Genomic DNA, 26,484 nt, shown 5'->3' on the forward strand with positions numbered 1-26,484 from the left:
ACCGGCCGACCCCGCCGTCGGTGCCCCCGTTCGTGACGCGGACGGGGGCACCACCGCGTCGCCCCCACCGCGCGCTCGACGCGATCGCGGGTCACGGCAGCGCGCAGGGTTCCCGCCAGGCGTCCAGCGCCCGCTGCTTGCGGATCGAGGCGAAGCCGTAGCCGACAGTGGTGACGCAGAAGTCATCGGTCGACCCGGTGTACTCGACGTGGAAGACCGGTTTGCCCGCGTCCACGAACGGCAGCAGCTTCGCGCACTGGTCCAGCCGGACGCACTCCTCGTTGACCACGAAGTCGAAGTCCGGTGCCAGCGCCGCGAGCTGCGGCACGTCGTTGACCAACCCGGGGGAGAGCTCCAGTGAGCGCGCCAACTGGGCCAGTCGGCGGTTGAACAGCAGTTGGTCGTCGAAGCCGAGGGGGAATCCGGTGCGGTGGGCGTACCCGTCGGCGTCGGCCAGCGCCACCGCGCCGAAGCCCTTGCCCCGGCACAGCCGGAACCGGTCGGACAGCACCGGCTCCAACGCGTCCCACAGCCGCACGTCCAGCCACCGGCTGCCGGGCTGTGGGCCCGCCGCGCCCCGCACGGCGGCGGGCACCCGGCTGGCGTCCGGGTCGGTCGCGCGCAGCGAGCCGACGGGCACCTGGCAGATCAGTCGCCGGTCACGAGAGCGCAGCTCGGCCGTCTGCGCGGCGGTGGTGGCCACCGGGTCGAGCAGGAAGACGTCGGCGTCCACACTCGGGTCGAGCGGGCCGTCGAGCTGCCACTGCCACCGCCAGTGGCGGGCCTGCGTGGCCGGCCACGGCGTGGGCGCGCCCGGCGGGGTCAGCTCGCGCCGGCATCCGTACGCCGGCACCACCAGGATGAGCGCGACGCCGGCCGACACGATCCGGCGCAGCGGGCGTACGGCGGCACGTCGCCGTGGCCGGATCCGCATCGGCAGCTCCCGGGTCCCGGGCGGCCCGTCGCCACCCTCACCGGTACGCCGCCCCCACGTCCGGCCCGGCGTACCTCACCGGGTCCAACGAGCGCGCGAGCGCGGGAGACGCGCCCTCAGCGCGGCGCCGCGAAGACCTGCGTCCAGTACGGCCCGTTGCTGTTGGCGATGCCGACGCCGATCTCGGTGAACGCGCAGTTCAGGATGTTGGCGCGGTGCCCGGAGCTGTTCATCCAGGCGTCCATCACGGCGGCCGGCGTCTTCTGGTTCCACGCCACGTTCTCGCCGTAGGTGCGCCAGGCGTAGCCGACGCGGTCCAGCCGGACGCCTGTGTCGCTGCCGTCGCTGCCGGTGTGCGTCATGGTCTGGTGGTCGGCCTGGTCCTGGCTGTGCCGCTGGGCGGCGGTCATCAGCTTGTCGTCGACGCTCAGCGCCTTGCAGCCGGCCTTGGCCCGCTCGGCGTTGACCAGGTCCACCACCTGTTGGGCCTGGGTGCCGACGGTGCCACCGGAGCCACCTGTGGTGCTCGGGGCCTTGCTGCGCGCGGCGGTGCGCCGGGACGTGGCGGTGGTGCGCGAGGCGGCCGGGGTGGGCTTGACCACCCTGCTCGGCGACGGGCTCGGCCGTGCCGGGCTGGGCGAGCCGGTCGGGGAGGGTGCGACAAGCGTGTCGCCCGCCGGCTGGTCGGTCGGGACCGCGGGCGCGGCGGCGACGGTGTCGTCGACGGCTGTCGGCTCGTCGGCCGGGCCGTCGCCACGGGGCATCGCGAGCGCGCCGACGCCGACGCTCACCACGAGAGTGGCTGCCGCGGCGGCGCCGCCGATCATGAACGGCCGACGCCAGCGCCGGGGCGAGCGATGTCGCCCCTCGCCGGCCCGACCGGCACCGCTCCGGCCGCCGGTGGGCTGCGCGGTGGTCTCGGTACGCCAGCCGCCCGTGTGCGCGGTCTCGGTACGCCAGCCGTCGGTGGGCTGCCCGTCGGCCTCGTTGCGCCAGGTGTCGTCGACCTCGGCGGGCCGGGGGTCGGCGGGCCAGCCGCCGGTCGCCTCGTCACCGCGTTCGTGGCCCGGCCAGCCGGTGCGGGGCGCCTCGACCGGCGCGGCCGCGGGCGCGGGCTGCCAGCGGGAGGTGGGCTCCGCGCGGTGCCACTCGTCGCCGGGCTGGTCGGGGTCGTCCCCGAAGAGGTAGGCCGAGCGGGGCTCCGGGCGGTCGCGCAGCCAGTCCGGCTCGTCGGTCGGCCGCTCGGCGCGCCGGGGGGCGCCGTTCGGGTCCATCGGGTCGGTCCAGCCGTACACGCCTTTGCCTCCACGGGGTCGGTTGCGGGCCGGGGTGACGCTACGACTCGCCCACGACCTGCGGCAACGTGGCTAAGGAAGAGTTAAGAGCAAGTCGGACGTCAAGGCGCTGACTTCCCCGAATCCGGGCGTACAGTAAAGGTGTCCGGACAGAGCGTGTCCGTGCCTTGCGGCAGCCCCCCGACAAGTGGACAGGTCGACGTAGAGATGATCTACGGCCTGCGAGAACTTGACGAAGGAGGGGTTTGCGGCTCAATATATAGGTGTCGCCAGTCGCGCCCGGTCATGCCCAGATACAGCTGGAATGACAGCCGCGTACAAAATTGGGCGCGCGTTTGGCCGGCCTTTCCGGCAGCGCATATCAAGGAGTCAGCATGGCGAAGGCCCTCTACGGCCACGTAGGTGCAGCGCCCGACCGGCGTCTGCTCGACGAGGTCACCCGACTGCGTGCCAGGGTTCAGGCACTGGAGTTCGAGATCACGCGTCTGCGTGCCGACAATGATCGGCTCGCGGCGGCTGCGGCGGAAGCGGACGATCTGCTCCGTCTCGCCGAGCCGGCGCTGACCTGATCTTCGGGTCGGAAAACTGAATCGCAGCACCACCGCAAAAATGCGCGCCGACACCTCTGTGCCGGCGCGCAACGCTGTCCGGCGCCTTTCGCGCCCGACCATTTGTGATCTTGTGGCTGGCCTCGCGATAACCGCACCCAGGGTTTCGCCGAATCGCGCCGACCGGTGGGCCGATCATGAAAGGCGTTTGTCTTTCTCGTCGTCGCAGCGACAACAGCACGCTCGTCCCGTGCCCGCCGCCGACGCGGCCCGGGGCGGGTCGCGTGCCGGGTCGGTCCCGCCACCGGGTTAGTCTGCGGGTTCACCCAGGTCCCCGCAGCCGGCGACGGTACGGCGGCCACCGGACGAGGATCGAGTAGGTGTATCTCAAGAGCCTGACGGTGAAGGGCTTCAAATCCTTCGCCTCCGCCACGACGTTGAAGCTGGAGCCCGGGATCACCTGCGTGGTGGGCCCGAACGGCTCCGGCAAGTCCAACGTCGTCGACGCCATCGCCTGGGTGCTCGGTGAGCAGGGTGCCAAGGCGCTGCGCGGCGGCAAGATGGAGGACGTCATCTTCGCCGGCACCGCCGGCCGTGCGCCGCTGGGCCGGGCCGAGGTCACCCTCACCATCGACAACACCGACGGCGCGCTGCCCATCGAGTACACCGAGGTCTCCATCACCCGCCGGATGTTCCGCTCCGGCGAGAGCGAGTACGAGATCAACGGCAACTCCTGCCGCCTGCTCGACATCCAGGAGCTGCTGTCCGACTCCGGCATCGGCCGGGAGATGCACATCATCGTCGGGCAGGGCCGGCTCGACGGCATGCTGCACGCCAAGCCGGAGGACCGCCGCTCGTTCATCGAGGAGGCGGCAGGCGTCCTCAAGCACCGCAAGCGCAAGGAAAAGGCGCTGCGCAAGCTCGACGCCATGCAGGTGAACCTCAACCGGCTCACCGACCTCACGGCCGAGCTGCGCCGTCAGCTCAAGCCGCTGGGCCGGCAGGCGGAGGTGGCCCGCCGTGCCGCCGCCATCCAGTCCAACCTGCGCGACGCCCGGCTGCGACTGCTCGCCGACGACCTGGCCACCCTGCGCACCACCCTGGACCGGGAGATCGCCGACGAGACGGCGCTGCGGGAGCGGCGCGAGCAGATCGAGGGCGAGCACGCCGAGGTGCAGGGCCGGCTCGGCGAGTTGGAGGCCGCCCTCGCCGAGGACGCTCCGCTGCTCGCCGCCGCACAGGACACCTGGTACAAGCTGTCCGCCCTCCAGGAGCGCTTCCGTTCGATAGAGCAGTTGGCCCGGGAGCGGCTGCGGCACCTCAGCGCGACCGGCGACGACGAGCGTCCCGGCCGCGACCCCGAGCAGCTGGAGGCCGAGGCCGAGCGGGTCCGCGAGCAGGAGGAGGAGCTGCGCGCGGCGCTGACCGACGACCAGATCCGGCTCGCCGAGGCGGTCGAGCACCGCCAGGAGCTGGAACGGCAGCTCGCCGCCGCCGAACGGGAGCTGGTCGCCGCCGCCAAGGCCATCGCCGACAGGCGTGAGGGCATGGCCCGCCTCACCGGCCAGGTCAACTCGGCCCGCGCCCGGACCACGAGCGCCGGTGAGGAGATCGAACGCCTCGCCGTCGCGCACGCCGACGCCCTGGGCCGCGCCGAGCAGGCGCAGGCCGACCTGGACGCGGTGGCCGCCCAGTCCACCGAGGCGGACCGGGACAACGCCGACCTGGACGCCCGGCACGCCGAGGCGGTCGCCGTCCAGGAGCGGGCGCAGGCGACCGTCCGGTCGCTTGCCGACGCCGAGCGGGCCGCCGAGAAGGACGCCGCCACCTGGAAGGCCCGCGAGGAGGCGCTCGCCCTCGGGCTGCGGCGCAAGGACGGCGCGGGAGCGCTGCTCGCCCGCGCCGGCGACGTACCCGGACTGCTCGGCAGTCTCGCCGGGCTGCTCACCGTCGCGCCGGGGCACGAGGCCGCGCTGGCCGCCGCGCTCGGCGGGCTCGCCGACGCGGTCGCCGTCAGCGGGGTCGACGAGGCCGTCGAGGCGATGCGGCTGCTGAAGATCTCCGACGCCGGCCGGGCCGGTCTGCTGGTCGGCAGCCCAGCCGGACCGGGCATGACCGGCTCCGCCGACGCGCTGCGCCCGAAGCTGCCCGACGGTGTCCGCTGGGCCCCCGACCTCGTGGAGTGCGGTGCGGAGCTGCGCCCGGCCGTGCACCGGGCGCTGCGGGACGTGGCTCTGGTCGACGATCTCGCCGCCGCGGCCGAGCTGGTCGCCAGCAACCCCGAACTGCGGGCCGTCACCCCGGACGGGGACGTGGTCGGGGCGTACGCGGCGGCCGGCGGGTCGGCCAAGGCCCCCAGCTACATCGAGGTGCAGGCGGCCGTCGAGGAGGCCCGCACCAACCGGCTCGCCGCCGAACGCTCCGGCGCGGAGCTGCGCGACCAGCTCGTCGAGGCGCGCGCCGAGGTGGCCGCCGCCAAGGAGGCAGTGCAGCACGCCGCCGCCGAGAAGCGCGAGGCGGAGAGCCACCGCAACGCGGCCGCCCGCCGGCTCGCCGAGCTGGGCGCGGCAGCCCGCTCGGCCAAGGCGGAGACCGACCGGCTGGGTGAGTCCCAGGCGCGCGCCGAGGCTGCCCGGCAGCGGGACCTCGCCACGCTCGACGAGCTGGAGGAGCGGCTGCGACTGGCCGAGGACACCCCGATCGACGCCGAGCCCTCCGCCGAGGAGCGCGACCAGCTCGCCGCGATGGTGCCGCAGGCACGGCAGAACGAGATGGAGGTCCGGCTCGCCGTGCGTACCGCCGAGGAGCGGGTCTCCTCGATCGCCGGTCGGGCCGACTCGCTGGCCCGGCAGGCCACCGCGGAGCGGGCCGCGCGGGAACGCGCCGCGGCCCGGCGGGCCGCGCGCACACGTGGCGCGGGCATCGCCCGGGCCGTCGCCGGCGGCGCCCGGGAGGCGCTCACCCGACTCACCACGTCGATCGCGGCGGCCGAGGAGCACCGCGACGCCGTCGCGCGGGAGCGCGCCGCCCGCGAGGCCGAGCTCCAGGAGGTACGCGGAGCGGCCAAGCGGCTCGGCGCGGAGCTGGAGCGGCTGACCAGCCAGGTGCACCGCGACGAGGTGGCCCGCGCGGAGCAGCGCCTGCGGATCGAGCAGTTGGAGGCGAAGGCCGCCGAGGACTTCGGGCTGGACGTGGAGACGCTTGTCGCCGAGTACGGCCCCACCCAGCCCGTTCCGCCGACCCAGGCGGACGTGGCGGCGGCCGAGCGCGACGGGCTGCCGGTGCCCGAGCCGGTCCGCTACGAGCGGCCGGTGCAGGAGAAGCGGGCCGCCAAGGCGGAACGGGAACTGGCCCTGCTCGGCAAGGTCAACCCGCTCGCGCTGGAGGAGTTCGCCGCGCTGGAGGAGCGCTTCAAGTTCCTCTCCGAGCAGCTGGAGGACCTCAAGGCGACCCGGCGGGACCTGCTCACCGTGGTCAAGGACGTCGACGAGCGGATCCTGGAGGTCTTCGCCAGCGCGTTCGAGGACACGGCCCGGGAGTTCGAGCAGGTGTTCACCGTGCTCTTCCCCGGCGGTGAGGGGCGGCTGATCCTCACCGACCCCGAGGACCTGCTCACCACAGGCGTCGAGGTCGAGGCCCGCCCGCCGGGTAAGAAGATCAAGCGGCTGTCGCTGCTCTCCGGTGGCGAGCGGTCGTTGACCGCGGTGGCCATGCTGGTGGCGATCTTCCGTGCCCGGCCGAGCCCGTTCTACATCATGGACGAGGTGGAGGCGGCCCTGGACGACGTGAACCTGGGCCGGCTGATCACGTTGCTGGCACAGTTGCGGGAGAAGAGTCAGCTGATCGTCATCACGCACCAGAAGCGGACGATGGAGATCGCCGACGCGCTCTACGGGGTGACCATGCGCAGCGGGGTCACCCAGGTGATCAGCCAACGGCTCAACCGGGCCGACGAGGACGACAGGCGGCACCGCCGCGGCGAGGAGAACGGGTAGTGGCTCGGGAACGCGCGACGGCGCTCCTGCTGGATCTGGACGGCGTACTGCGTCGGTTCGACCCGGCGGTGGCCGCCGGGGTGGAGCGGGAGTACGGCCTCGCCGACGGTGTGCTCAGCGAGATCGCCATGCAGTGGGGCCGTCTCCAGCCTGTGCTCACCGGCCAGGTCAGTCACGCCGACTGGATGAGCAGTGTGGCCGACGCCCTGGCCGAGCCGGCCGGTGGCCCGGACCGGGCCCGGTCGGCGGTGCAGCAGTGGCAGCGCTACCGAGGTGAGGTCGACGCCGAGGTGCTCGACTTCGTCCGGGAGGTGCGTGCCGCCGGTGTGCGGGTCGGCCTGGCCACCAACGCCACCGACCTGCTCGACGCCGACCTCTCCACGCTCGGCCTGACCGGCGAACTGGACGTGGTGGTCAACTCCTCGGCGCTCGGGGTGCACAAGCCGGCCCCGGAGTACTTCCAGGCCGCCTGTCAGGCGCTGGCCACCCCGCCGGCCCGGGTGCTCTTCGTCGACGACGAGGACTGGGCCGTACGGGGCGCCCGGTCCGCAGGGCTGTCGGCGCACCGCTGGGGCGGCCACGCCGACCTGCGTTACCTGCGGGCGGCGCTCAGCTACTGAGACCGCTCACTCGCCGGTGAGGCCGTCGATGCGCTCCCGGATCAGGTCGGCATGCCCGTTGTGCCGGGCGTACTCCTCGATCATGTGCACGTACACCCAGCGCAGGTTGAAGGTGCGCTTCTTCGCGCTGACCTCGGTGAAGGTTTCGTCCAGGGAGTGGCCGGCGGCGGCCTCGCGGGCCAGTGCCACCTCCCGGTGGAAGGTGGCGAAGTCCGCCTCGGGGTCGGCGGCGCTGACGTCGTGGTCGGCGTCCGGGTTCTCCGGGGTGAAGTACGGGTAGTCGACAGGCTCGCCGGCGAAGTTCTCCCGGAACCACCATGCCTCCACCTCGGCCAGGTGCCGGACCAGGCCGAGGAGGGTCAGGCCGGACGGCTGCACGCTCGGGGTGCGCAACTGTTCCCCGGTCAGGCCGGCGCACTTGAGCAGGAGCGTCTGCCGGTGGTAGTCGAGCCAGCCGTCGAGCATGGTGCGCTCGTCGCCGACGTACGGTTCGCGGGTCCGGGTGATCTCCGGTGCGGTCCAGGTCATGCCGCGCATCCTGCCGGGCACCTCCGACAGGATGCGAGGGGTTGTTCAGGGCACCACGACGACGGGCCAGTGACCCTTGCGGACCAGCCGGGTGGCGACCGAGCCGACCAGCCGGTGACCGGCCTGCTCGGACGCGCCCACGACCACCATGTCGGCCTGGAACTCGTCGGCCGCAGCGCACAGCTCGGCGTACGCGTCGCCGCGCCGGCACAGGAACGTCACCGGAATGCCCAACTGCTCGGCGGCTCGCCGGCACTCCCGGCGCAGTTCGTCGGCCAACTCGTCGTGGGTGCGCTGGACCGCGCCGGCGTCCATGCCGGGCACGAGGGAGGTGATCCCGCTCGACGAGCCGACGAAGACCACCACCAGGGTCGCGCCCTGCCGGCGGGCCAGCCCGGCGGCGTAGGCACCGGCCCGCGCGGACGTACGGGTGCCGTCCACGCCCGCCATGACCACCCGTGGGCCGTCCGTGCCCCGTTCGAAGGGCAGCGGGTTGATCCGAGGGCCGTACTCCTCGCGGTCCGGCGCTCCCACGCTCATGGCTCTACCTCACCTCTGCTCGCCGGCCCGGACCACACCGGAGACGAGGTTCGATTCCCCGTCGGTCGCACCGGAAACCGGGTTGCCGCTGTGTTGCCGCAGCGGCACCTCCTTGATGAAGCTCACCGCGATCAGCGCGATCAGCGCGAAGGGAGCGGCGGCCAGGAAGATGTCACCGGCGCCGTGGCCGTACGCGCTCTCCACCACCACCCGCAGCGGGCCGGGCAGGGTGTGCACGTCGGGCAGCGTGCCGCCGCTGCCGGAGCTGGACGCCGGGATGCCGAGCTGGGCCAGCCCGTCGGCGGTGTAGTCCTTGACCTTGTGGGCGAGCACCGCGCCGAGGGCGGAGACACCGATCGCGCCGCCCAGACTGCGGAAGAACGCCACCACCGAGCTGGCCGCGCCCAGTTCCTGCGGGCCGACCGTGTTCTGCACGGCGAGGACGAGGTTCTGCATGGTCAGGCCCAGGCCGACGCCGATCAGCGCCATGTAGACGCTGAGCAGGGTGAAGCTGGTGTCCGCGCGCAGCGTGCCCATGAGCGCGAAGCCGACGGTGAGCAGCGCCGAGCCGAGCACCAGGAAGCGCTTCCAGCGGCCGGTCCTCGTGATGATCCGTCCACCGACGGTCGAGGCGACCAGCAGGCCGAGGATCATCGGCAGGGTCATCAGGCCGGCCATGGTCGGGGACTCGCCCCGGCTGATCTGGAAGTACTGGCCGAGGAAGATCGACGCGCCGAACAGGCCCACGCCCACCGCGACGCTGGCGACGACGGCGAGGGTGATCGTGCGGCTGCGGAACAGTCGCGGCGGGATCATCGGCTCGGCGGCCCGGGTCTCCACCCGGATGGCGAGCGCGCCGAGGAGGAGGGCGCCGAGGACCATGGCGACGGTCTGCCAGGAGCCCCAGGCGAACTGGTCGCCGGCGAGGGAGACCCAGATCAGCAGCACCGAGACGGCCGCGGTGATCAGGGTGGCGCCCCACCAGTCGATCTGCGCCTTGCGCTTGATCACCGGCAGGTGCAGGGTCTTCTGGAGCACGACAAGCGCGGCGATGGCGAACGGCACGCCGACGTAGAAGCACCAGCGCCAGCCGAGCCACGAGGTGTCGACGATGACGCCGCCGATAAGCGGTCCGCCGATGGTGCCGACGGCCATCACGGCGCCGAGGTAGCCGCTGTAGCGGCCCCGCTCGCGCGGCGCGATCATCGTCGCCATGATCACCTGGGCGAGGGCGGTGAGGCCACCGGCGCCGACGCCCTGGACCACCCGGCAGGCGATCAGCTCGCCGGTGCCCTGGGCGAGGCCGGCCAGCACCGAACCCAGCACGTAGATCCCCAGGGCCAGCTGGACCAGGGTCTTCTTGCTGGTCAGGTCGGCGAGCTTGCCCCAGATGGGGGTGGTCGCGGTGGTCGCGAGCAGGGCCGAGGTGACCACCCAGGTGTACGCGGACTGGCCGCCGTGCAGCTCGGTGATGATGCGCGGCAGCGCGTTCGAGATGACCGTGGACGAGAGGATCGCGACGAACAGGCCCAGCAGCAGGCCGGAGAGGGCCTCCAGGATCTGCCGGTGGGTCATGTCGACGGCGGGCGCTCGAGACGCTGTCGCCTGGCTCATCGTGTAATGCCTCCGAGTGGAGTAGAGGTGGCGGGCCGCACTGCGGATCCCGCCTGGGAGTTGCCTGGGGCAACCGTACGGTTATGGTTGCCTCAAGCAACAACCAGGCGGGCGACTGGGACATTCCCCACCCTCGCCAGGTCATCTCCAGGATTCGTTGAACCGGCCGAGCAGTCGGGCGAACTCCTCGACGTCCCGGGACGGCCAGTCGTCCAGGGCACGCAGGAACTCGCCCAGCCGGGCGGACCGGGCGACGTCGAAGCGGCGCTGGCCCTCCTCGGTGAGGCTGATCTGCGCCGCCCGCCGGTCACTCGGATCGGGGTCGCGGTGCACCAGACCGAGCACCTCCAGGCCGTTGATCTGCCGGCTCAGCGTCCCCTTGCCGACGCCGAGCCGCGCCGCCAGTTCGGTCAACCGGATCGATCCGCTGCGCCGTAACCACAGCAGCAGCCCGTACGTGTTCGGTTCGAGGTGCGGGTGCACCTCCCGGGCGATCTCCCAGGAAACCGCCCGTCCCCGGCGCAGCAACGCGGTCAGCTCGTGCTCGACGGCCCGGATCGGCTCCGGCAGGTGCTCGTCCACGGGCTAGAGAGTACGGCGGGGCCCGGTCAGTCGTCGCCGGAGAGGCGGCGGCTCATCACCGGCCGTAGGTGCCCGTCGCTCGTGGTGCCCTCGATTGTCACCTCGGCCCGCCGACCACGGTGGGTGAGGGTGGCCACGGCATTGCCGAAGTAGGGACCCGCCAGCTTGCGCCAGCGCACAGTCGGGCGGCGGACACCCGCCGAACGGGCCAGCGCCCGGGTGGCGCCCGCCGGCCCGGACGACCAGCCCAACCGCATCAACGGACGGATGCCGGCCGGCACCTGGTTGTGGATCGGTGAGCAGGTGAGCTGGTGCACCGGGGTGACCACCGTGGGGTCGGCGAACCGGGCCCGGGCCACGTACGAGTGGTGCACGTCCCCGGAGAGCACGCTTATCGACGCCGGTGGGGCATACGCCGGCCCGGCGCCGACCCGGGCGCCGGACTGCCTCGGCGTGCCGGTGCCGATCCGGGCGAAGGTCTCCCCGAGCGCCTCGAAGGAGCGCCGGAACGCCGCCCAGTGCTCCAGGTCGAGGGCCCGGCGCAGCTTCTCGGCCCCCCGGGCCACCCAGGGCCGGCGCGAGTCGGCCAGCTTCTCGTTCCACGCCTCGATGTGATGGATGCCCTGCGGCAGCAGCCAGGGCAGCGAGGCGCCGACCACCAGGTGGTCGTAGACCCCGTGCGCCTGGTCCAGGAACCACGACCACTCACCCGGCGGCAGCATGGCCCGGCTGCCCGACTCCAGCACCCGACTGCACCGGTTGTCGAGCATGACCAGCCGGGTACGCCCCAGATCGAGCGCGTAACTCCACTGGTACTGCACCGCGCGCCAGCGTTCGGTGTCGTGCGCCAGGTCGGATTCCTGGTCGACCCGGTGCCCGAACTCGCGCAGCACGCTCGTGGCGTCCTCCGCGGCGGCGACCTTGGCGAAGACCGGGTCGGCGGCGATCTCGTCCGGGGAGAGGTTGCCCAGGTGCTGGTAGACCCAGTACGAGGCCAACCCACTGCCGATCCGTTCGGCCCACCACGGCTCTTCGCGCATCTCGGCACGCCACGCCGCCGAGGTGTTCCAGTCGTCGATGATCTCGTGATCGTCGAAGATCATCACACTCGGCACGGTGGAGAGCAGCCAGCGGATCTCCGGATCACGCCACGACTCCAGATACAGCTTGGTGTACTCGTCGAAGCTCACCACCTGGTCGGCCGGTGCGCCCTTGGGACGCCGCCGCCGCCGGCGCAGCAGCCGCCGCACCGTCGGCGAGGTGACGTCGGCGTAGACCTGGTCACCGAGCAGCACCAGCAGGTCGGGCAGCGCGTTCGACTCGGGGTCGGCCATCAACCGGCGGGCGTACGCGTCCAGGGCGTCCGGCGGCAGCTTGCGGGTGGTGGCGTGCTGGGTGGTCTCCCGACAGGAGCCGAAGATCAGGTTGACCGGCTGGTCCAGGTCGTCGACCGCCCGGGTGCGGATCACGCTGGGCGGGAACCCGCTGCTCGGAACCGGCCAGACCAGCTCGTCGTCGACAAGCACCTCGTAGGTCGTCGCGCTGTCCGGGGTGAGCCCCTCCACCACGACGAGGGCGTAGTGGTGGTCGTACGCCGAGAAGGTGGGTGCGGTGCCGGTGGCGCCGTGGGCGGTGCGGACGGTGACCACGGCGGGCGCGGCGGTCTCCACCCAGATCGTCGCCCGGGTGTCGACCACTCGCCGCAGAAGTGGGCCGATCAGGAGGTGTGCGGCGGGCATGCGGCGAGCCTACCGCCGGTTCGTGAGACCAACCGGGTGCGGTGGCTGAGACTCCGGGCGACGCCCGGGGTGCGGTGGCTGGGACGCCGCCGCCGGCATCTGACAGGATTCCGGCATGGCCGAATATCTCGTCCTCGCTCTGGTCCTGCTCGGTGTGCTGATCGCCGGCACAGTCGGGCTGGTCGTGCCGCGCCTGCGGCGGCGGCCCGAGCCCCCGCTGCCGCACACCGAGGTCGACACCCGCGCCGAGGAGGATCTCGCCGGCCCGCCGGTCGAGGCACCGGAGTCCGATCTGTCCACAGGCGTCCTGGTCGAGCCGCCACCTGTCATCGAGGCGCCCGCCCCGACCGTGGAGGTGCCCGAACCGACCGCCGGCCGCCTGGTCCGGCTCCGCTCGCGGCTGTCGCGCTCGCAGAACGTCTTCGGCAAGGGCCTGCTCGGCCTGCTCGCCCGCGACCACCTCGACGAGGACGCCTGGGAGGAGATCGAGGACAGCCTGATCACCGCCGACGTGGGCGTCGACGCGACCCGCGACATCGTCGACCGGCTGCGCGAGCGCACCCGGGTGCTGGGCACCCGCTCGGCTGGTGAGCTGCGGGCGCTGCTCGCCGCCGAGCTGGTCAACGCCCTCGACCCCGGCATGGACCGTTCGCTGCGGACCGCCCCGAAGGACGGCGTGCCGGCGGTGGTGCTTGTCGTCGGCGTCAACGGCGCCGGCAAGACCACCACCTGCGGCAAGATCGCCCGGGTGTTGGTCGCCGACGGCCGCACCGTGCTGCTCGGCGCCGCCGACACCTTCCGGGCCGCCGCCGCCGACCAGTTGCAGACCTGGGGTGAGCGGGTGGGCGCGGAGACCGTCCGGGGGCCCGAGGCCGCCGACCCGGCAAGCGTCGCCTTCGACGCCGTCAAGCGGGGCGTCGACACCGGCGTGGACACCGTGCTCATCGACACCGCGGGCCGCCTGCAGAACAAGGTCGGCCTGATGGACGAGCTGGGCAAGGTCAAGCGCGTGGTGGAGAAGCAGGGGCCCATCGACGAGACACTGCTCATCCTCGACGCCACGACCGGCCAGAACGGTCTGGAGCAGGCCCGCGTGTTCACCGAGGTCGTCAACGTGACAGGCGTGGTGCTGACCAAGCTCGACGGCACCGCGAAGGGCGGCATCGTGATCGCCGTGCAGCGCAAGCTCGGTATCCCGGTGAAGCTCGTCGGCCTCGGTGAGGGCAAGGACGATCTCGCCCCGTTCGACCCGGCGCAGTTCGTCGACGCGCTGCTGGGCACCGAACCCGCCGGACGGGACGCGTAGTCTCGGGTGACCACTGACGATCGCGCGTACGCGGGCTGGCGCGACCCCGGCCACCCCTCGCAGCGCCTCGGGAGACCGTACGTGACTTCGCAGGAGATCCCGCTGCACGGCGGCAACGTGAGCACCGTGGTCCGGGTCGGTGACACGGTCCGTCGTAACGCCGGCCCGTGGACCCCTTCCGTACACGCTCTGCTGCGGCACCTGGAGTACGTCGGGTTCACCGGCGCTCCCCGGGCGCTCGGGATGGACGAGCGCAACCGTGAGGTGCTGTCGTACCTGGAGGGGGAGTGCGGGGAGTACCCGCTCGCCCCGCACTGGGTGACCGACGAGGCGCTGGTCACCGTCGCCACCATGCTGCGGATGTTCCACGACGCGCAGTACGGCTTCGCCCCGCCGCCGAACGCGGTCTGGCGCTCGTTCGGGCCTCCGCCGCCGGACACCGAGGTGATCTGCCACCACGACGCCGCGCCGCACAACGTGATCTGGCGGCCCGACGGCACCCTCGGGCTGATCGACTTCGACCTCGCCTCGCCCGGCGCCCGGATCTACGACGTGGCGTACGCCGCGTGGACGTGGGTGCCGATCTTCGCCGACCGGGACTCGATCACGCTGGGCTGGAAGCGCCCGGACCGTCCGCGCCGGCTGCGGCTCTTCGCCGACGCGTACGGGCTGATCCCGCGGGATCGGCACCGGCTGATCCGCACCATCCGTAAGCGCATCGTGGACCACGTCGAGGGCATCCGCCGGATGGCCGCGGCCGGTGAGCCGGCGTTCGTGCGGATCGTGCACAAGGGGCACCTGCGGCGGCCGATGCGCGATCTGCGGCTGCTCGACTACGAGCGGCACGCGCTGGAGAACGCCCTCCGCTGAGCGCGGATCGGTCGATGCTCGGCCGGGCCCCTCACGCGCACCGGTCGATGCCGCTGGCCGGTCAGTCATCGACGTTCGCCGTCCGGTCGATCCACAATCGTCCATGCTGCTGACTGTGCGGAGTTCGTGACACGTCCGAAACAACTGGTCACGAAACGGAAACCCGCACGGGACCCTGGGTGAAACAGCCGGCCGCGAGGCTTCCGCGCAACCGGCCTACGGGCGACGCTGCCCCGGAAAGCCGCGAAGGAGGACTTCACCTTTAGGAGGCCAGCGTGCCTGAAGCACCGACGATCGACGGCGCCAATACCACATGGCTGCTGGTTTCGACCGCACTCGTGCTGCTCATGACCCCCGGACTGGCGCTGTTCTACGGCGGCCTCAACCGGGCCAAGGGCGTACTCAACATGATGATGATGAGCTTCTCGGCAATCGGGCTCATCTCTGTTCTGTGGTGGTTCTACGGCTTCAGCGTCGCCTTCGGCACCGATCAGAACGGCATCATCGGTGACCCGGGCGCTTACCTCGGCACCAAGACGTTCCTCGCCGAGACCGACCTGTGGGGCGCCACGACGGAAAACCCCAGCGGCATCGGGATTCCGCTCTACGTGTTCATGGCCTTCCAGATGGTCTTCGCGGTGATCACCGTCGCGCTGATCAGCGGCGCCATCGCCGACCGGGCCAAGTTCGCCGGTTGGCTGCTGTTCGCGTTCGGCTGGGCCACCCTGGTCTACTTCCCGGTCGCCCACTGGGTGTGGGGAGGCGGCTTCATCGGCGCCGACATCCACGCGCTGGACTTCGCGGGTGGCACCGCGGTGCACATCAACGCCGGTGCGGCGGCCCTGGCCGTGGCGCTGGTGCTCGGCAAGCGGCTCGGCTGGCCCCGCGAGGGCATGAAGCCGCACAACATCCCGCTTGTCGCGCTCGGCGCCGGCCTGCTGTGGTTCGGGTGGTTCGGGTTCAACGCCGGCTCGGAGCTGACCGTCGACTCGGTCGCCGGTCTCGCCTTCATCAACACCCAGCTCGCCACCGCCGCCGCGGTGCTCGGCTGGATCGCGGTCGAGTGGTTCAAGGACCGCAAGCCGACAATGGTCGGCGCGTCCTCCGGCGCGGTAGCCGGTCTGGTCGCGATCACCCCGGCCTGTGGTTTCATCGCCCCGTGGGCGTCCGTGCTGCTCGGCATCGTCGCCGGGGTCGTGTGCGCGCTCGCGGTAAGCCTCAAGTACCGGCTCGGCTACGACGACTCCCTCGACGTGGTCGGCGTGCACTTCGTCGGCGGCTGGATCGGCTCGCTCTGGCTTGGCCTGTTCGCCACCAACTCGGTGAACGCCGCGATCAGCGACGTGGTGGGCGGCTCCGACGGCCTGTTCTACGGCGGCGGCGCGACCCAGCTCGGTCGGCAGGCCCTCGCCGGCCTGATCGTCACCGCCTGGTCGTTCGGTATCGCCTGGGTGCTCGCCTTCGTCATCGAGAAGACGATCGGCTTCCGCGTCAAGGGTGAGGCCGAGGTCGAGGGCATCGACATCGCCGAGCACGCGGAGAGCAGCTACGACCTGTCCCCGGCCGGCGGCGGCACGGGCGGCGCGTTCGCGATGGCCGGTATCGGTACCCCCGGTGGTGGCACGCCGAGCGGTGCCACGCCGGAGGCCGAGCCCACCGAGCCGGTCAGCGCCAAGGTCGCCGGTTAACGTTCCTGGGATGGAGGGGTTGGACATGAAGCTGGTGACCGCGGTCATCAAGCCGTACCAGCTGGACGCGGTGAAGGAGGCTCTGCACGCCCTGGGCGTCGCCGGGCTGACCGTCAGCGAGGTCCAGGGGTACGGACGGCAGAAGGGGCACACCGAGGTCTACCGGGGTGCCGAGTACACGGTCGAGTTCCTGCCCAAGATCCGGGTCGAGGTGCTCACCGACGAGATCGACGTGGAAAAGATCGTGGACGCCATCGTCGGCGCCGCCCGTACGGGCAAGATCGGCGACGGCAAGGTGTGGGTCACAGGTGTCGAGGAGGTCGTCCGGGTGCGTACCGGCGAGCGCGGCCTCGACGCCCTCTGATCCGGGCCACGACGACATGACCTCGTTGATCAAGAAGGACGCGTCAGGGCACGCCGGTGACGGCGACGCGAACCTCTTGATCAACGAGGTCGTCGGCGTACCCGGGGGGATCGGGGAGGCCGCCCGCCGGGCGCGGGCGGCCGCGTACGACGAATTTCTGCGCGGACTGCTGCCGGCGCGCGACGGGGTCGCGCTGATGGCGGTCGGGGGGTTGGGGCGGCGGCAGTGCGCCCCCTACGGCGACCTCGACCTGGTGCTGCTGCACGCCGGGGTGCCCGGCACGGACGAGTTGGCGGCCTCGGTCTGGTACCCGATCTGGGACGCCGGCCTGCGCCTGGACCACTCGGTGCGGACCGTCTCCGAGGCCCTCTCGGTGGCCCAGGACGACGTCAAGGTCGCCCTCGGGCTGCTCGACGCCCGCCTGGTGGTCGGCGACCAGGCGCTCGCGGACGCCCTGATCCGCACCGCCGCCGACCACTGGCGGCGTACCGCAGTCCGGCAGCTGCCGGGCCTGCGGGAGGTCACCGTCGCCCGCTGGCAGGCACACGGCGAACTGGCCTTCCTCCTCGAAGGTGACCTGAAGGAGGCCGCCGGTGGGCTGCGCGACGTGGGACTGCTGCGCGCGATCTCCGCGGCCGGGATCACCGACGCGCTGCGCCCCGCCGTCCGCGCCGCCCACCTTCGCCTGCTGGACACCCGCGACGCCCTGCACCAGCAGGTCGGTCGCCGGGTCGACCGGCTGGTCGCCCAGGAACGCGAGGGTGTCGCCGCGCTGCTCGGCGTGGAGGACGGCGACGCCCTCCTCCGTCGGGTGGCCGGGGACGCGCGCACGGTCAGCCACGCCCTCGATGACGCCTTCCGCGCCGCCGACCGGCTGCGCTCCGGCCGATCCCGGGGCGGGAACGGCCCTCCCGTGCGCCGGCCCGTGGCCCGCGACGTGGTCGAGCACGACGGAGAGCTGGTGCTGGCCCGTACGGCGATCGGCGCCCGCCCCGACCCGAGCCTGTCGCTGCGGGTGGCCGCCGCGGCGGCCACGACCCGGTTGCCGATCGCCCGGGCCACCTGCGAGTGGCTGGCGGCGTACTGCCCACCGCTGCCCGCGCCCTGGCCGGCCGAGGCCCGGGCCGCGCTGACCACGCTGCTCGGCGCCGGTCCCGGCCTGGTCCCGGCCTGGGAGACCTGCGACAGGTACGGGCTGGTGGACGGCTGGCTGCCCGAGTGGACCAGGCTGCGCAGCCTGCCCCAGCACAACCCGGTGCACCGCTACACCCTGGACCGGCATCTCGTGCAGGCCGCCCACGAGGCCAGCCGGCACGCCCGCGAGGTGGACCGCCCCGACCTGCTGCTGCTCGGCGCTCTGCTGCACGACATCGGCAAGGGCCTGCCCGGTGACCACAGCACCGTCGGGGTGCCGCTGGCCGAGACGGTGGCGACCCGGGTCGGGCTGCCCGCCCCGGAGGTCGAGCTGATCGGCACGCTGGTCCGGCTGCACCTGCTGCTGCCCGACGTGGCCACCCGCAGGGACCTCGCCGACCCGGTAACCATCGCGTCGGTCGCCGGGGCGGTGGGCGACACCGGCACCCTGGACCTGCTGCACGCGCTGGTCCGGGCGGACGCCGCGGCCACCGGCCCGGCCGCCTGGTCGGACTGGAAGGGCCGACTGGTCGCCGAGCTTGTCGCCCGCGTCCGCACCGCCCTGGACACCGGCGTGCTGCCCGAGCCACCCGCCCCGGATCCGGCGCTGCTGGCCGGCCCGTTGCCTGTCGTCCACCTGACCGGGGACCGCGTGGCGGTGGCCGCCGCCGACCGACGGGGGCTGCTCGCCACGGTGGCCGGCTGCCTGGCCCTGCACCGACTGGAGGTGCTCTCCGCGGACGCCTCGGTGGTCGACGGCCGAGCCCTTGTCGAGTGCCGGGTGCAACCCCGCTACGGCCTGCCGGCCGATCCGGTCCCGCTGCGCGCCGACCTCCGTCGTGCGGTCGCCGGCGACGTGTCAGTCACCCAACGGCTGCGCGGTCGAGCGCTCGCCGCCCGGGGCAGCGGTGCCGCCCCGCGGGTCGTCTGGCACCGCGAGGCCGCCACCGACGCCGTGCTGCTCGAACTTCGCGCGGCCGATGCCGCCGGGCTGCTCTACCGGGTCGCCTGCGCGCTCGACGAGGCGGGCGCCCTGGTCCGCGCGGCACGCATCTCCACGCTGGGCGCCGACGTGGTCGACGCGTTCTACCTGGTGGGTGGCTGGCCGGACGACGCCACCCGGGCCCGCCTGGAGGCGGCCATCCTCGCCGCCGTCTGAGTGGGTGGGTACGCCCGGGGGCGTACGGGCGGTGCCGCTCGTGGACGCACGTCAGAGGGCGTGGTCGCGGGCAGAATGACGGCCATGCGATGGAACGGGTGGCGGGCGTGGCCGGACGTGGCGGGTGACGCCGTGCTCGCCCTGGCGCTGCTCGGGTTCGGCCAACTCGCCAGCGGGCTCGCGGGGGCCAACCAGCCGGGGTCGAGGCCTGTGGACGCCGTCTGCCGGGTGCTGATCGCCGTCGCGGCGCTGGCGCTCGTCGGTCGGCGGCGCGCACCGGTCGCCGTCCTCGCCGTGGTCACCCTGGCCACCACGACGTACCTGGTGCTCGGCTATCCGTACGGGCCGATCCTGATCACGTTCCTGGTCGCGGTGTTCACCGTGGCCCTGCGGCTGCCGGTGCGACCGGCGGCGCTCGCCACCGTCGGCGCTTTCGTGGTGCTGCTGGCGCACGTCTTCTGGTCCCGGGGCCCGGCGCCGGGCTGGACCGGAGTGCTCCCCGCGTCGGCCTGGGCTGTCGTACCGTTCGCTGCGGGCGTGGTGGTGCGGGTCAACCGCGAGGCCGCCGCTCGCAGCCGCGCCGAGCAGGCACGTGATCGTGTCGCGCAGGCCCGGCGGCAGGCCGACGAGGAGCGGCTGCGCATCGCTCAGGAGGTGCACGACGTGGTGGGGCACGGGTTGGCCGCGATCAGCATGCAGGCGGAGATCGCCCTGCATCTGCTGCCGAAACGGCCGGAGCAGGCGGAGGTCGCGCTTACCGCGATCGGTCGCACCAGCCGGGAGGCGCTCGACGAGCTCCGGGTCACGTTGGGCGCGGTGCGCCGGGGCGCGGAGCGTGAGCCGGTGCCGGGGCTGGCCCGGCTCCCGGCGCTGTGTGACCGGCTGGCCGGCGCCGGTCTCGCCGTCGACCTGCGCCAGGACGGCGAGCCTCGGGAGTTGCCGGCGGCGGTGGACCTGGCCGCGTACCGGGTGGTGCAGGAGGCGCTGACAAACGTGCTGCGGCACGCCGGGGTGGCCCGCGCGGAGGTGACCGTCGGCTACCGGGCCGACGAGGTGACGGTGGAGGTCACCGATCGTGGCGTCGGGGTCCCTGCCGGATCGTTCGACGCGACCGACGAGGAGGGCGGGGGGCACGGCCTGGCCGGTATGCGGGAGCGGGTGGCCGCGCTGGGCGGGCGGCTGACGACCGGGCCGCGTCCGGACGGCGGGTTCCGCGTCCTGGCCCGGCTGCCCGTGGAGCCGCCCGCGTGATCCGGGTGCTGATCGCCGACGACCAGGACCTGGTCCGCCTCGGTCTGCGCGCGCTCGTGGAGAGCGAGGACGACCTGGCGCTCGCCGGTGAGGCTGCCGACGGGCTGCGGGCCGTGGAGCTGGCCCGCCAGGTCCGGCCGGACGTGGTGCTGATGGACATTCGGATGCCCGGTATCGACGGGATCGAGGCGACCCGCCGGATCGTCGCGGATCCCGACCTGACCGGTACGCGGGTGGTGGTGCTCACCACCTTCGAGCTGGACGAGTACGTCTTCGACGCGCTGCGGCACGGCGCGAGCGGGTTCCTCACCAAGGACACCCGGCCGCCGGAGTTGCTGCGCGCCATCCGGCTGGTCGCCGAGGGGGAGGCGCTGCTGTCGCCGTCGGTGACCCGGCGGGTGGTGCGGGAGTTCGCCACCAGGCCGTCGCGGGCGCCCCGGCCGCACCCGCGGCTGGACACCCTCACCGATCGGGAGCGTCAGGTCGTCGGGCTGGTCGGTGAGGGCCTGAACAACGAGGAGATCGCCGCGCGGTTGGTGGTCAGCCCGGCGACCGCGCGGACCCACGTCAGCCGGGCGATGGGCAAGCTGGGAGCCCGGGACCGGGCCCAGCTCGTCGTCTTCGCGTACCAGTCGGGTCTGGTGTTGGGATAAGGCCCGGGAAGCGGGCCGGGCCGGGCGAGAGCGGCCCCGCGGCTGGGCGGTTACCCTAGCGGTGGCCGGACTCCGCAGTGCCGGCCGCGTTGTGCCCGCCGGAACACTGACAAACGGGATGTTCGTGTGTTTGACACCTTGAGTGACCGCCTGTCCGGGATCTTCACCAAGCTCCGCGGCAAGGGGCGGCTCACCGACGCCGACATCGACGCCACCGCGCGCGAGATCCGCCTCGCGCTGCTGGAGGCGGACGTCGCGCTGCCGGTGGTCAAGGGCTTCATCGCGGCCGTCAAGGAGCGGGCCCGCAGCTCCGAGGTCTCTCAGGCGCTCAACCCCGCCCAGCAGATCATCAAGATCGTCAACGAAGAGCTGATCAACGTGCTCGGCGGTGAGGGCCGGCGGCTCCAGTTCGCCAAGCAGCCGCCGACCGTGATCATGCTGGCCGGTCTCCAGGGTTCCGGTAAGACCACCCTGGCCGGCAAGCTGGCCCGCTGGCTCAAGGGTCAGGGGCACCAGCCGCTGCTGGTCGCCGCCGACCTCCAGCGCCCCAACGCCGTCGGGCAGCTCCAGGTGCTCGGTGGTCGGGCCGGCGTCGAGGTGTACGCCCCCGAGCCCGGCAACGGCACCGGTGACCCGGTGCAGGTGGCCCGCGCCTCGATCGAGCACGCGAAGCGCGCCGCCCGCGACATCGTCATCGTCGACACCGCCGGCCGCCTCGGCATCGACGCCGAGATGATGCAGCAGGCCGCCGACATCCGCGACGCCGTCAACCCGGACGAGGTCATCTTCGTCATCGACGCGATGGTCGGTCAGGACGCCGTCCGCACCGCCGAGGCGTTCCGCGACGGCGTCGGCATCACAGGCGTGGTGCTCTCCAAGCTCGACGGTGACGCCCGTGGTGGCGCCGCGCTCTCCGTGCGCGAGGTGACCGGGCAGCCGATCCTGTTCGCGTCCACAGGCGAGAAGCTGGAGGACTTCGACGTCTTCCACCCCGACCGGATGGCCAGCCGGATCCTCGGCATGGGCGACGTCCTCACTCTGATCGAGCAGGCCGAGCAGGCCTTCGACTCGGATCAGAAGGAGAAGATGACCGCCAAGCTGATGGGCGGCGAGCAGTTCACGCTTGACGACTTCCTCGACCAGCTCATCGCGGTGCGGCGGATGGGTCCGATCGCCAACGTGCTGGCCATGATGCCGGGCATGGGGCAGATGAAGGACCAGCTCGCCGAGCTGGACGACAGCCACTTCGACCGGGTCACCGCGATCATCCGGTCGATGACCCCGGGCGAACGCACCAACCCGAAGATCATCAACGGTTCCCGTCGGGCGCGCATCGCCAACGGCTCCGGGGTCACCGTGATGGACGTCAACCAGCTGCTCAACCGCTTCGCCGACGCGCAGAAGATGATGAAGCAGATGGGCGGCATGATGGGCCTGCCCGGCGGCGGCCGGCGCAAGGCCACCAAGTCCCCGAAGAACAAACGCAAGGGCACCAAGGGTGGCGGTCGTCCGCGTACGGGCGCCGGCGCCGGGCTCCCGGGCGGTTTCCCGGGCGGCATGCCGCAGCTCCCGCCGGGAATGGACCCGAACGACCTCGCTGGCGGCCAGGGCCTGCCGCCCGGCTTCAAGCTCCCGAAGATCGACTTCAACAAGCTCGGCAAGGGCGGCGACAAGGGCCCGCGCTGACGCGTGTCGGTGACGGCGGGCGACGTCACCCTTGCCTAGGGTGATGTCGCCCCCTGGAAGGAGATGTCATGACCGCGGCCCCGATCCTGCCCGAACGGCACGAGTGGACGGTCGACGACCTCGGCGAACTACCGAAGGACCTTCCGTACGAACTGATCAACGGAAGGTTGATCGTGCCGTCCCCCACTGCCGTACACCAAGAGTTCTGCGTCGAGCTCCTGCTCACGCTCCGCGTCAACTGCCCGCCGGAATACCTGGTCAGCATCGACCTGTCCATGCGGGTCGACAGGCGCAACGAGCCGCGCCCCGACGTGGTGGTCATCCGTCGTACGCACGCCAATCGGTCACCCGTCCCGGTCGAGGACGCCCTGCTCGCCGTGGAGGTCGTCTCGCCGACCTCCAGCTTCCGCGACATGTACGACAAGGCCAAGGTCTACGCGCACGCCGGCGTCCGGTCCTACTGGGTCGTGGACCCGTTGCAGGAGCACGTGACGCTCACCGAGTACACCCTCGGCGCCAACCGGGAGTACGAGCAGGTCGCCCACACCGAGGACCTGTTCGTCACCGAGCGCCCGTGGAAGGTCTCCGTGGACCTGCCGGCCCTGACCTCCCGGAAGAACGACCTGCTCGCCCCCGACGAGGAGTGATCGGGTAGGACTGTGCCCATGGCTCTTCATGTGCGCGGTGTGCTGCTCCCCGACGACGAGGTCCGGGATCTCTGGCTGGTCGGCGACCGGGTGACCCTCGCCCCGGTGCCCGGTGCGGAGACGGTCGTCGACGGCGGTTACGTGCTGCCGGGGCTTGTCGACGCGCACTGCCACATCGGCATCGCCCGCGGTGGCGCCCCGATCACCTCGCTCGACCAGGCCCGCGAGCTGGCCCACGTCGACCGGGACGCCGGGGTGCTGGCGATCCGCGACGCCGGCTCGCCGTACCCGTACCCCGAATTGGACGACGAGCCGGACCTGCCGCGACTGGCTCGCGCCGGCCGGCACGTCGCGCCACCGAAGCGCTACCTGCGCGACATCGGGGTCGAGGTCGGCGCCGCCGAGGTGGCCGCGACGGTGGCCGCGCAGGCGCGGGCCGGCAACGGCTGGGTCAAGCTGGTCGGCGACTGGATCGACCGGGGCGTGGGCGACCTCGCGCCGGCCTGGGACGCCGACACCCTCACCGCCGCCGTGCGGGCGGCACACGACGCCGGGGTACGCGCCGCGGTGCACACCTTCTCCGAGTCGGCCGTCGAGATCATGGTGCGCGCCGGGGTGGACTCGGTGGAGCACGGCACCGGCCTGAGTCTCGACCTGATCGACGAGATGGCCCGCCGGGGCACCGCGCTGGTCCCCACGATGATCAACATCGCGACCTTCGGGGGTATCGCCGAGCAGGCGCGCGCCAAGTTCCCCGGGTACGCCGAGCACATGCTCGCGCTGCGGGACCGTTTCCCCGAGGTGGTGCGGGCCGCGCACGAGGCGGGCGTACCGATCTACGTGGGCACCGACGCCGGCGGTGGCATCGACCACGGGCTGGCCGCCGAGGAGATGCTGCTGCTGCACGAACGCGCCGGCATGACGCCGATCGACGTGCTCGCCGCCGCCTCCTGGGGCGCCCGCGAATGGCTCGGCTTCCCCGGCCTGGTCGAGGGCGGCCTCGCCGACCTGACCGTCTACCCCGAGGACCCCCGCCACGACCTGCGCGTCGTCCGTGCCCCGTCCCGCACGATCCTGCGCGGTCGCGTCGTCCGCTGACCCTCAGCAGTGGTACGCCGCGTCGGGTCGCGCCGAATGCGGCGCAAGATAGTTGCGCGGATCGTGGTGCGGGTGCGGGGGGTGACCGCTGCCCGGAGGGCTCGTTGCGCGGCGTGGCGACTCCCGGGCGCGATGACGCCCCGCGTGGCGCATAGGATGTGCGGTCATGGCACGCGTGCTCACTCCCCGTGCGGAGGATTTCCCCCGCTGGTACCAGGACCTGATCGCCAAGGCGAAGCTGGCCGACAACGGCCCGGTCCGCGGCACCATGGTCATCCGTCCGGCCGGCTACGCCATCTGGGAGCGCATGCAGCTCGAGATGGACGCCCGGATCAAGGCCGCCGGGGCGGAGAACGCGTACTTCCCGCTGTTCATCCCGGAGAGCTACCTCAAGCGTGAGGCCCAGCACGTCGAGGGCTTCTCGCCGGAGCTGGCGGTCGTCACCCACGGTGGCGGCAAGCAGCTCGCCGAGCCGGTGGTGGTTCGCCCCACCAGCGAGACGGTGATCGGCGAGTTCATGGCCAAGTGGATCGACTCGTACCGGGACCTGCCGCTGCTGCTCAACCAGTGGGCCAACGTGGTCCGGTGGGAGCTGCGTCCGCGGATCTTCCTGCGCACCAGCGAGTTCCTCTGGCAGGAGGGGCACACCGCGCACGCCACCCGCGAGGACGCCCGCGCCTACGCGCGGCGGATCCTGCACGAGGCGTACGAGGATCTGATGGTCAACGTGCTCGGCATTCCGGTCGTGGTGGGCCTCAAGACGGCCCGTGAGCGCTTCGCCGGGGCGACTGCCACGTACACCTGCGAAGGCATGATGGGCGACGGCAAGGCGCTGCAGTTGGGCACCAGCCACGAACTGGGTCAGAACTTCGCCAAGGCGTTCGACATCAGCTACTCCGCCAAGGAGGGCGGTCGCGAGCACGCGTGGACGACCTCCTGGGGCACGTCGACCCGGATGCTCGGCGGTCTGATCATGGCGCACGGCGACGACAACGGCTTGCGGGTGCCGCCCAGGCTGGCCCCCATCCAGGCGTACATCATGATCGTCAAGGACGGCGAGGGCGTCGCGGAGGCGGCGGCCAAGCTGCACGACGGCCTGCGCGACGCCGGTGTCCGGGTCGCGCTCGACGACCGGACCGACACCGCGTTCGGCCGCCGGGCCGTCGACGCCGAGCTGCGCGGCTATCCGGTACGCGTGGAGGTCGGCCCCCGTGACCTGGCCGTCGGCAACGCGACTGTGGTCCGTCGTACCGACGGGTCGAAGTCTCCGACGCCGGTGGCCGACGTGGTCGGCGCGGTGCTGGCGGCGTTGGAGGCCGATCAGCAGGTGCTGCACGACCAGGCGCTCGCCCACCGGTTGTCGCGCACGGTCGAGGTGGCCACCCTGGCCGAGGCGATCGAGGCGGCCGCGACCGGCTGGGCGCGGGTTCCGTGGTCGGCTGTCGGTGTGGCCGGCGAGGCCGAGGCGAACGGCCAGGGCGTGACGGTGCGCTGCCTGCTGCGCGCCGACGGCTCGGTGCCGGACTCGGAGGACGAGCCCGACCTCGTCGCCATCCTCGCCCGCGCCTACTGAGGTGACTGCCGACCGCTTCGAGCCAGGTCGGCTGATCCTGCACCGGAACGTGCGGCGGGGGCGGATCGGGTGGGTCAGGCCGGCGCGGGTCGTCCTCGACGACGAGCGGGGGCTGCTGCTCTGGGTCGCGGAGGGCTCGCCGGTGGCGCACGAGGTCAACGAGGTCGGCCTGACCATGCGGGGGCTGCCGTTCGCCGAGTGGATCACGCCGACGTACCAGCTCGCACAGGGGCGCTGGAACGGGCCGCCGCTGTTGAAGTTCCTGCCCACCGGGGCGGCGCACTCCGTCTGGTGGTTCCGCGACGCGGCGGGCCGGTTCAGCCACTGGTACGTCAACCTGGAGGAGCCCGGCGTCCGCTGGGACGACGGACAGGTGGCCGGCGTCGACGTGATCGACCAGGACCTGGACGTGGTGGTCGCCCCGGACCGCACCTGGCAGTGGAAGGACGAGGACGAGTTCGTCGAACGTCTCGCCTTTCCGGAGGACTACTGGGTGACCGACGAGAAGGCCGTCCGCGCCGAGGGGGAGCGGGTGATCGCGCTCGCCGAGGCGGGTGTGTTCCCGTTCGACGGCACCTGGTGTGACTATGTCCCGCCACCGAACTGGGGCGTACCGGATGGGCTGCCCGCCGGTTGGGATCGTCCGCCAGTCCGCTGAGC

22 protein-coding genes are annotated in these 26,484 nt (G+C 72.5%); 15 read left to right on the forward strand and 7 right to left on the reverse strand.

Features of this window, described 5'->3' with window-relative positions:
• Positions 1 to 91: 91 nt before the first annotated feature.
• Complete coding sequence (locus tag ACGFIE_RS14395; protein ID WP_393294484.1) at positions 92 to 934, reverse strand: endo alpha-1,4 polygalactosaminidase; 843 nt, start codon at positions 932 to 934, stop codon at positions 92 to 94.
• 116 nt (positions 935 to 1,050) lie between these two features.
• The gene (locus tag ACGFIE_RS14400) at positions 1,051 to 2,229 is read right to left on the reverse strand and encodes a CAP domain-containing protein (protein WP_393294486.1); all 1,179 of its coding nucleotides are present in this window, start codon (positions 2,227 to 2,229) and stop codon (positions 1,051 to 1,053) included.
• A 374-nt stretch (positions 2,230 to 2,603) separates the two neighbouring features.
• Here ACGFIE_RS14400 and ACGFIE_RS14405 point away from each other — a divergent pair, with 374 nt between their 5' ends.
• From ACGFIE_RS14405 to ACGFIE_RS14415, 3 genes are all read left to right on the forward strand, one after another.
• The gene (locus ACGFIE_RS14405; protein ID WP_007456482.1) at positions 2,604 to 2,798 is read left to right on the forward strand and encodes a hypothetical protein; all 195 of its coding nucleotides are present in this window, start codon (positions 2,604 to 2,606) and stop codon (positions 2,796 to 2,798) included.
• Positions 2,799 to 3,157: 359 nt separating this feature from the next.
• The gene (gene smc / locus ACGFIE_RS14410) at positions 3,158 to 6,772 is read left to right on the forward strand and encodes a chromosome segregation protein SMC (RefSeq protein WP_393294488.1); all 3,615 of its coding nucleotides are present in this window, start codon (positions 3,158 to 3,160) and stop codon (positions 6,770 to 6,772) included.
• Positions 6,772 to 7,392 carry an HAD family hydrolase gene (locus ACGFIE_RS14415; RefSeq protein ID WP_393294490.1) on the forward strand — a complete coding sequence of 207 codons (621 nt, stop codon included), beginning with the start codon at positions 6,772 to 6,774 and terminating at the stop codon, positions 7,390 to 7,392. The genes smc and ACGFIE_RS14415 overlap by 1 nt, the downstream gene beginning before the upstream one ends.
• A 6-nt stretch (positions 7,393 to 7,398) precedes the next feature.
• On the opposite strand, the gene ACGFIE_RS14420 is transcribed toward ACGFIE_RS14415, so the two are convergent.
• From ACGFIE_RS14420 to ACGFIE_RS14440, 5 genes are all read right to left on the reverse strand, one after another.
• Complete coding sequence (locus ACGFIE_RS14420) at positions 7,399 to 7,920, reverse strand: DinB family protein (protein ID WP_393294492.1); 522 nt, start codon at positions 7,918 to 7,920, stop codon at positions 7,399 to 7,401.
• Positions 7,921 to 7,965: 45 nt separating this feature from the next.
• On the reverse strand, positions 7,966 to 8,460 hold the full coding sequence (locus ACGFIE_RS14425; protein WP_363679418.1) for a universal stress protein: 495 nt from the start codon (positions 8,458 to 8,460) through the stop codon (positions 7,966 to 7,968).
• Between the two features lie 9 nt (positions 8,461 to 8,469).
• Complete coding sequence (locus ACGFIE_RS14430) at positions 8,470 to 10,074, reverse strand: MDR family MFS transporter (RefSeq protein ID WP_393294494.1); 1,605 nt, start codon at positions 10,072 to 10,074, stop codon at positions 8,470 to 8,472.
• A 141-nt stretch (positions 10,075 to 10,215) separates the two neighbouring features.
• Positions 10,216 to 10,656 (reverse strand): MarR family winged helix-turn-helix transcriptional regulator, encoded by a 441-nt coding sequence (locus ACGFIE_RS14435; protein ID WP_393294496.1) that lies wholly within the window; start codon positions 10,654 to 10,656, stop codon positions 10,216 to 10,218.
• Between the two features lie 26 nt (positions 10,657 to 10,682).
• Entirely contained in the window at positions 10,683 to 12,395 is a 1,713-nt protein-coding gene (locus ACGFIE_RS14440) for an alkaline phosphatase D family protein (RefSeq protein WP_393294498.1), read from the reverse strand.
• Between the two features lie 115 nt (positions 12,396 to 12,510).
• On the opposite strand from ACGFIE_RS14440, the gene ftsY reads away from it, so the two are divergent.
• The 12 genes from ftsY to ACGFIE_RS14500 all read left to right on the forward strand — a co-directional run bounded on the left by ftsY (position 12,511) and on the right by ACGFIE_RS14500 (position 26,482).
• Complete coding sequence (gene ftsY, locus ACGFIE_RS14445; protein ID WP_393294500.1) at positions 12,511 to 13,701, forward strand: signal recognition particle-docking protein FtsY; 1,191 nt, start codon at positions 12,511 to 12,513, stop codon at positions 13,699 to 13,701.
• A 6-nt stretch (positions 13,702 to 13,707) separates the two neighbouring features.
• Positions 13,708 to 14,571, forward strand: a complete 864-nt coding sequence (locus tag ACGFIE_RS14450) for an aminoglycoside phosphotransferase family protein (RefSeq protein ID WP_393294502.1) — start codon at positions 13,708 to 13,710, stop codon at positions 14,569 to 14,571.
• A 275-nt stretch (positions 14,572 to 14,846) separates the two neighbouring features.
• Positions 14,847 to 16,259, forward strand: coding sequence for an ammonium transporter (locus ACGFIE_RS14455; protein ID WP_393294504.1), 1,413 nt, complete (start codon positions 14,847 to 14,849; stop codon positions 16,257 to 16,259).
• Between the two features lie 25 nt (positions 16,260 to 16,284).
• Positions 16,285 to 16,623: a P-II family nitrogen regulator gene (locus ACGFIE_RS14460; protein ID WP_007456507.1), complete on the forward strand. Its 339-nt coding sequence runs from the start codon at positions 16,285 to 16,287 to the stop codon at positions 16,621 to 16,623.
• 16 nt (positions 16,624 to 16,639) lie between these two features.
• Positions 16,640 to 18,916, forward strand: coding sequence for a [protein-PII] uridylyltransferase (locus ACGFIE_RS14465; RefSeq protein ID WP_393294506.1), 2,277 nt, complete (start codon positions 16,640 to 16,642; stop codon positions 18,914 to 18,916).
• A gap of 84 nt (positions 18,917 to 19,000) precedes the next feature.
• Positions 19,001 to 20,167 carry a sensor histidine kinase gene (locus ACGFIE_RS14470; protein WP_393294508.1) on the forward strand — a complete coding sequence of 389 codons (1,167 nt, stop codon included), beginning with the start codon at positions 19,001 to 19,003 and terminating at the stop codon, positions 20,165 to 20,167.
• Entirely contained in the window at positions 20,164 to 20,820 is a 657-nt protein-coding gene (locus tag ACGFIE_RS14475; RefSeq protein ID WP_393294510.1) for a response regulator, read from the forward strand. The genes ACGFIE_RS14470 and ACGFIE_RS14475 overlap by 4 nt, the downstream gene beginning before the upstream one ends.
• Before the next feature lie 126 nt (positions 20,821 to 20,946).
• A complete protein-coding gene (gene ffh, locus ACGFIE_RS14480; RefSeq protein WP_363679438.1) occupies positions 20,947 to 22,506 on the forward strand; it encodes a signal recognition particle protein in 1,560 nt (519 codons plus the stop codon).
• A gap of 68 nt (positions 22,507 to 22,574) precedes the next feature.
• Complete coding sequence (locus tag ACGFIE_RS14485; RefSeq protein ID WP_393294512.1) at positions 22,575 to 23,153, forward strand: Uma2 family endonuclease; 579 nt, start codon at positions 22,575 to 22,577, stop codon at positions 23,151 to 23,153.
• An 18-nt stretch (positions 23,154 to 23,171) separates the two neighbouring features.
• Positions 23,172 to 24,251: an amidohydrolase family protein gene (locus ACGFIE_RS14490; RefSeq protein WP_393294514.1), complete on the forward strand. Its 1,080-nt coding sequence runs from the start codon at positions 23,172 to 23,174 to the stop codon at positions 24,249 to 24,251.
• A gap of 166 nt (positions 24,252 to 24,417) precedes the next feature.
• Positions 24,418 to 25,824: a proline--tRNA ligase gene (gene proS, locus ACGFIE_RS14495; protein ID WP_393294516.1), complete on the forward strand. Its 1,407-nt coding sequence runs from the start codon at positions 24,418 to 24,420 to the stop codon at positions 25,822 to 25,824.
• A 1-nt stretch (position 25,825) separates the two neighbouring features.
• Positions 25,826 to 26,482, forward strand: coding sequence for a DUF402 domain-containing protein (locus ACGFIE_RS14500; protein ID WP_393294518.1), 657 nt, complete (start codon positions 25,826 to 25,828; stop codon positions 26,480 to 26,482).
• Positions 26,483 to 26,484: the final 2 nt, after the last annotated feature.

This window comes from Micromonospora sp. NPDC049275 (assembly GCF_043197115.1).
GTDB lineage: Bacteria > Actinomycetota > Actinomycetes > Mycobacteriales > Micromonosporaceae > Micromonospora.

What these genes read in the sequence shown, in the direction of transcription:
- ACGFIE_RS14395 (WP_393294484.1), bottom strand. Translation starts at nt 934, where the DNA reads ATGCGGATCCGGCCACGGCGACGTGCCGCCGTACGCCCGCTGCGCCGG.
- ACGFIE_RS14405 (WP_007456482.1), top strand. Translation starts at nt 2,604, where the DNA reads ATGGCGAAGGCCCTCTACGGCCACGTAGGTGCAGCGCCCGACCGGCGT.
- ACGFIE_RS14420 (WP_393294492.1), bottom strand. Translation starts at nt 7,920, where the DNA reads ATGACCTGGACCGCACCGGAGATCACCCGGACCCGCGAACCGTACGTC.
- ACGFIE_RS14425 (WP_363679418.1), bottom strand. Translation starts at nt 8,460, where the DNA reads ATGAGCGTGGGAGCGCCGGACCGCGAGGAGTACGGCCCTCGGATCAAC.
- ACGFIE_RS14430 (WP_393294494.1), bottom strand. Translation starts at nt 10,074, where the DNA reads ATGAGCCAGGCGACAGCGTCTCGAGCGCCCGCCGTCGACATGACCCAC.
- ACGFIE_RS14440 (WP_393294498.1), bottom strand. Translation starts at nt 12,395, where the DNA reads ATGCCCGCCGCACACCTCCTGATCGGCCCACTTCTGCGGCGAGTGGTC.
- ftsY (WP_393294500.1), top strand. Translation starts at nt 12,511, where the DNA reads ATGGCCGAATATCTCGTCCTCGCTCTGGTCCTGCTCGGTGTGCTGATC.
- ACGFIE_RS14460 (WP_007456507.1), top strand. Translation starts at nt 16,285, where the DNA reads ATGAAGCTGGTGACCGCGGTCATCAAGCCGTACCAGCTGGACGCGGTG.
- ACGFIE_RS14465 (WP_393294506.1), top strand. Translation starts at nt 16,640, where the DNA reads ATGACCTCGTTGATCAAGAAGGACGCGTCAGGGCACGCCGGTGACGGC.
- ACGFIE_RS14470 (WP_393294508.1), top strand. Translation starts at nt 19,001, where the DNA reads ATGCGATGGAACGGGTGGCGGGCGTGGCCGGACGTGGCGGGTGACGCC.
- ACGFIE_RS14485 (WP_393294512.1), top strand. Translation starts at nt 22,575, where the DNA reads ATGACCGCGGCCCCGATCCTGCCCGAACGGCACGAGTGGACGGTCGAC.
- ACGFIE_RS14490 (WP_393294514.1), top strand. Translation starts at nt 23,172, where the DNA reads ATGGCTCTTCATGTGCGCGGTGTGCTGCTCCCCGACGACGAGGTCCGG.
- proS (WP_393294516.1), top strand. Translation starts at nt 24,418, where the DNA reads ATGGCACGCGTGCTCACTCCCCGTGCGGAGGATTTCCCCCGCTGGTAC.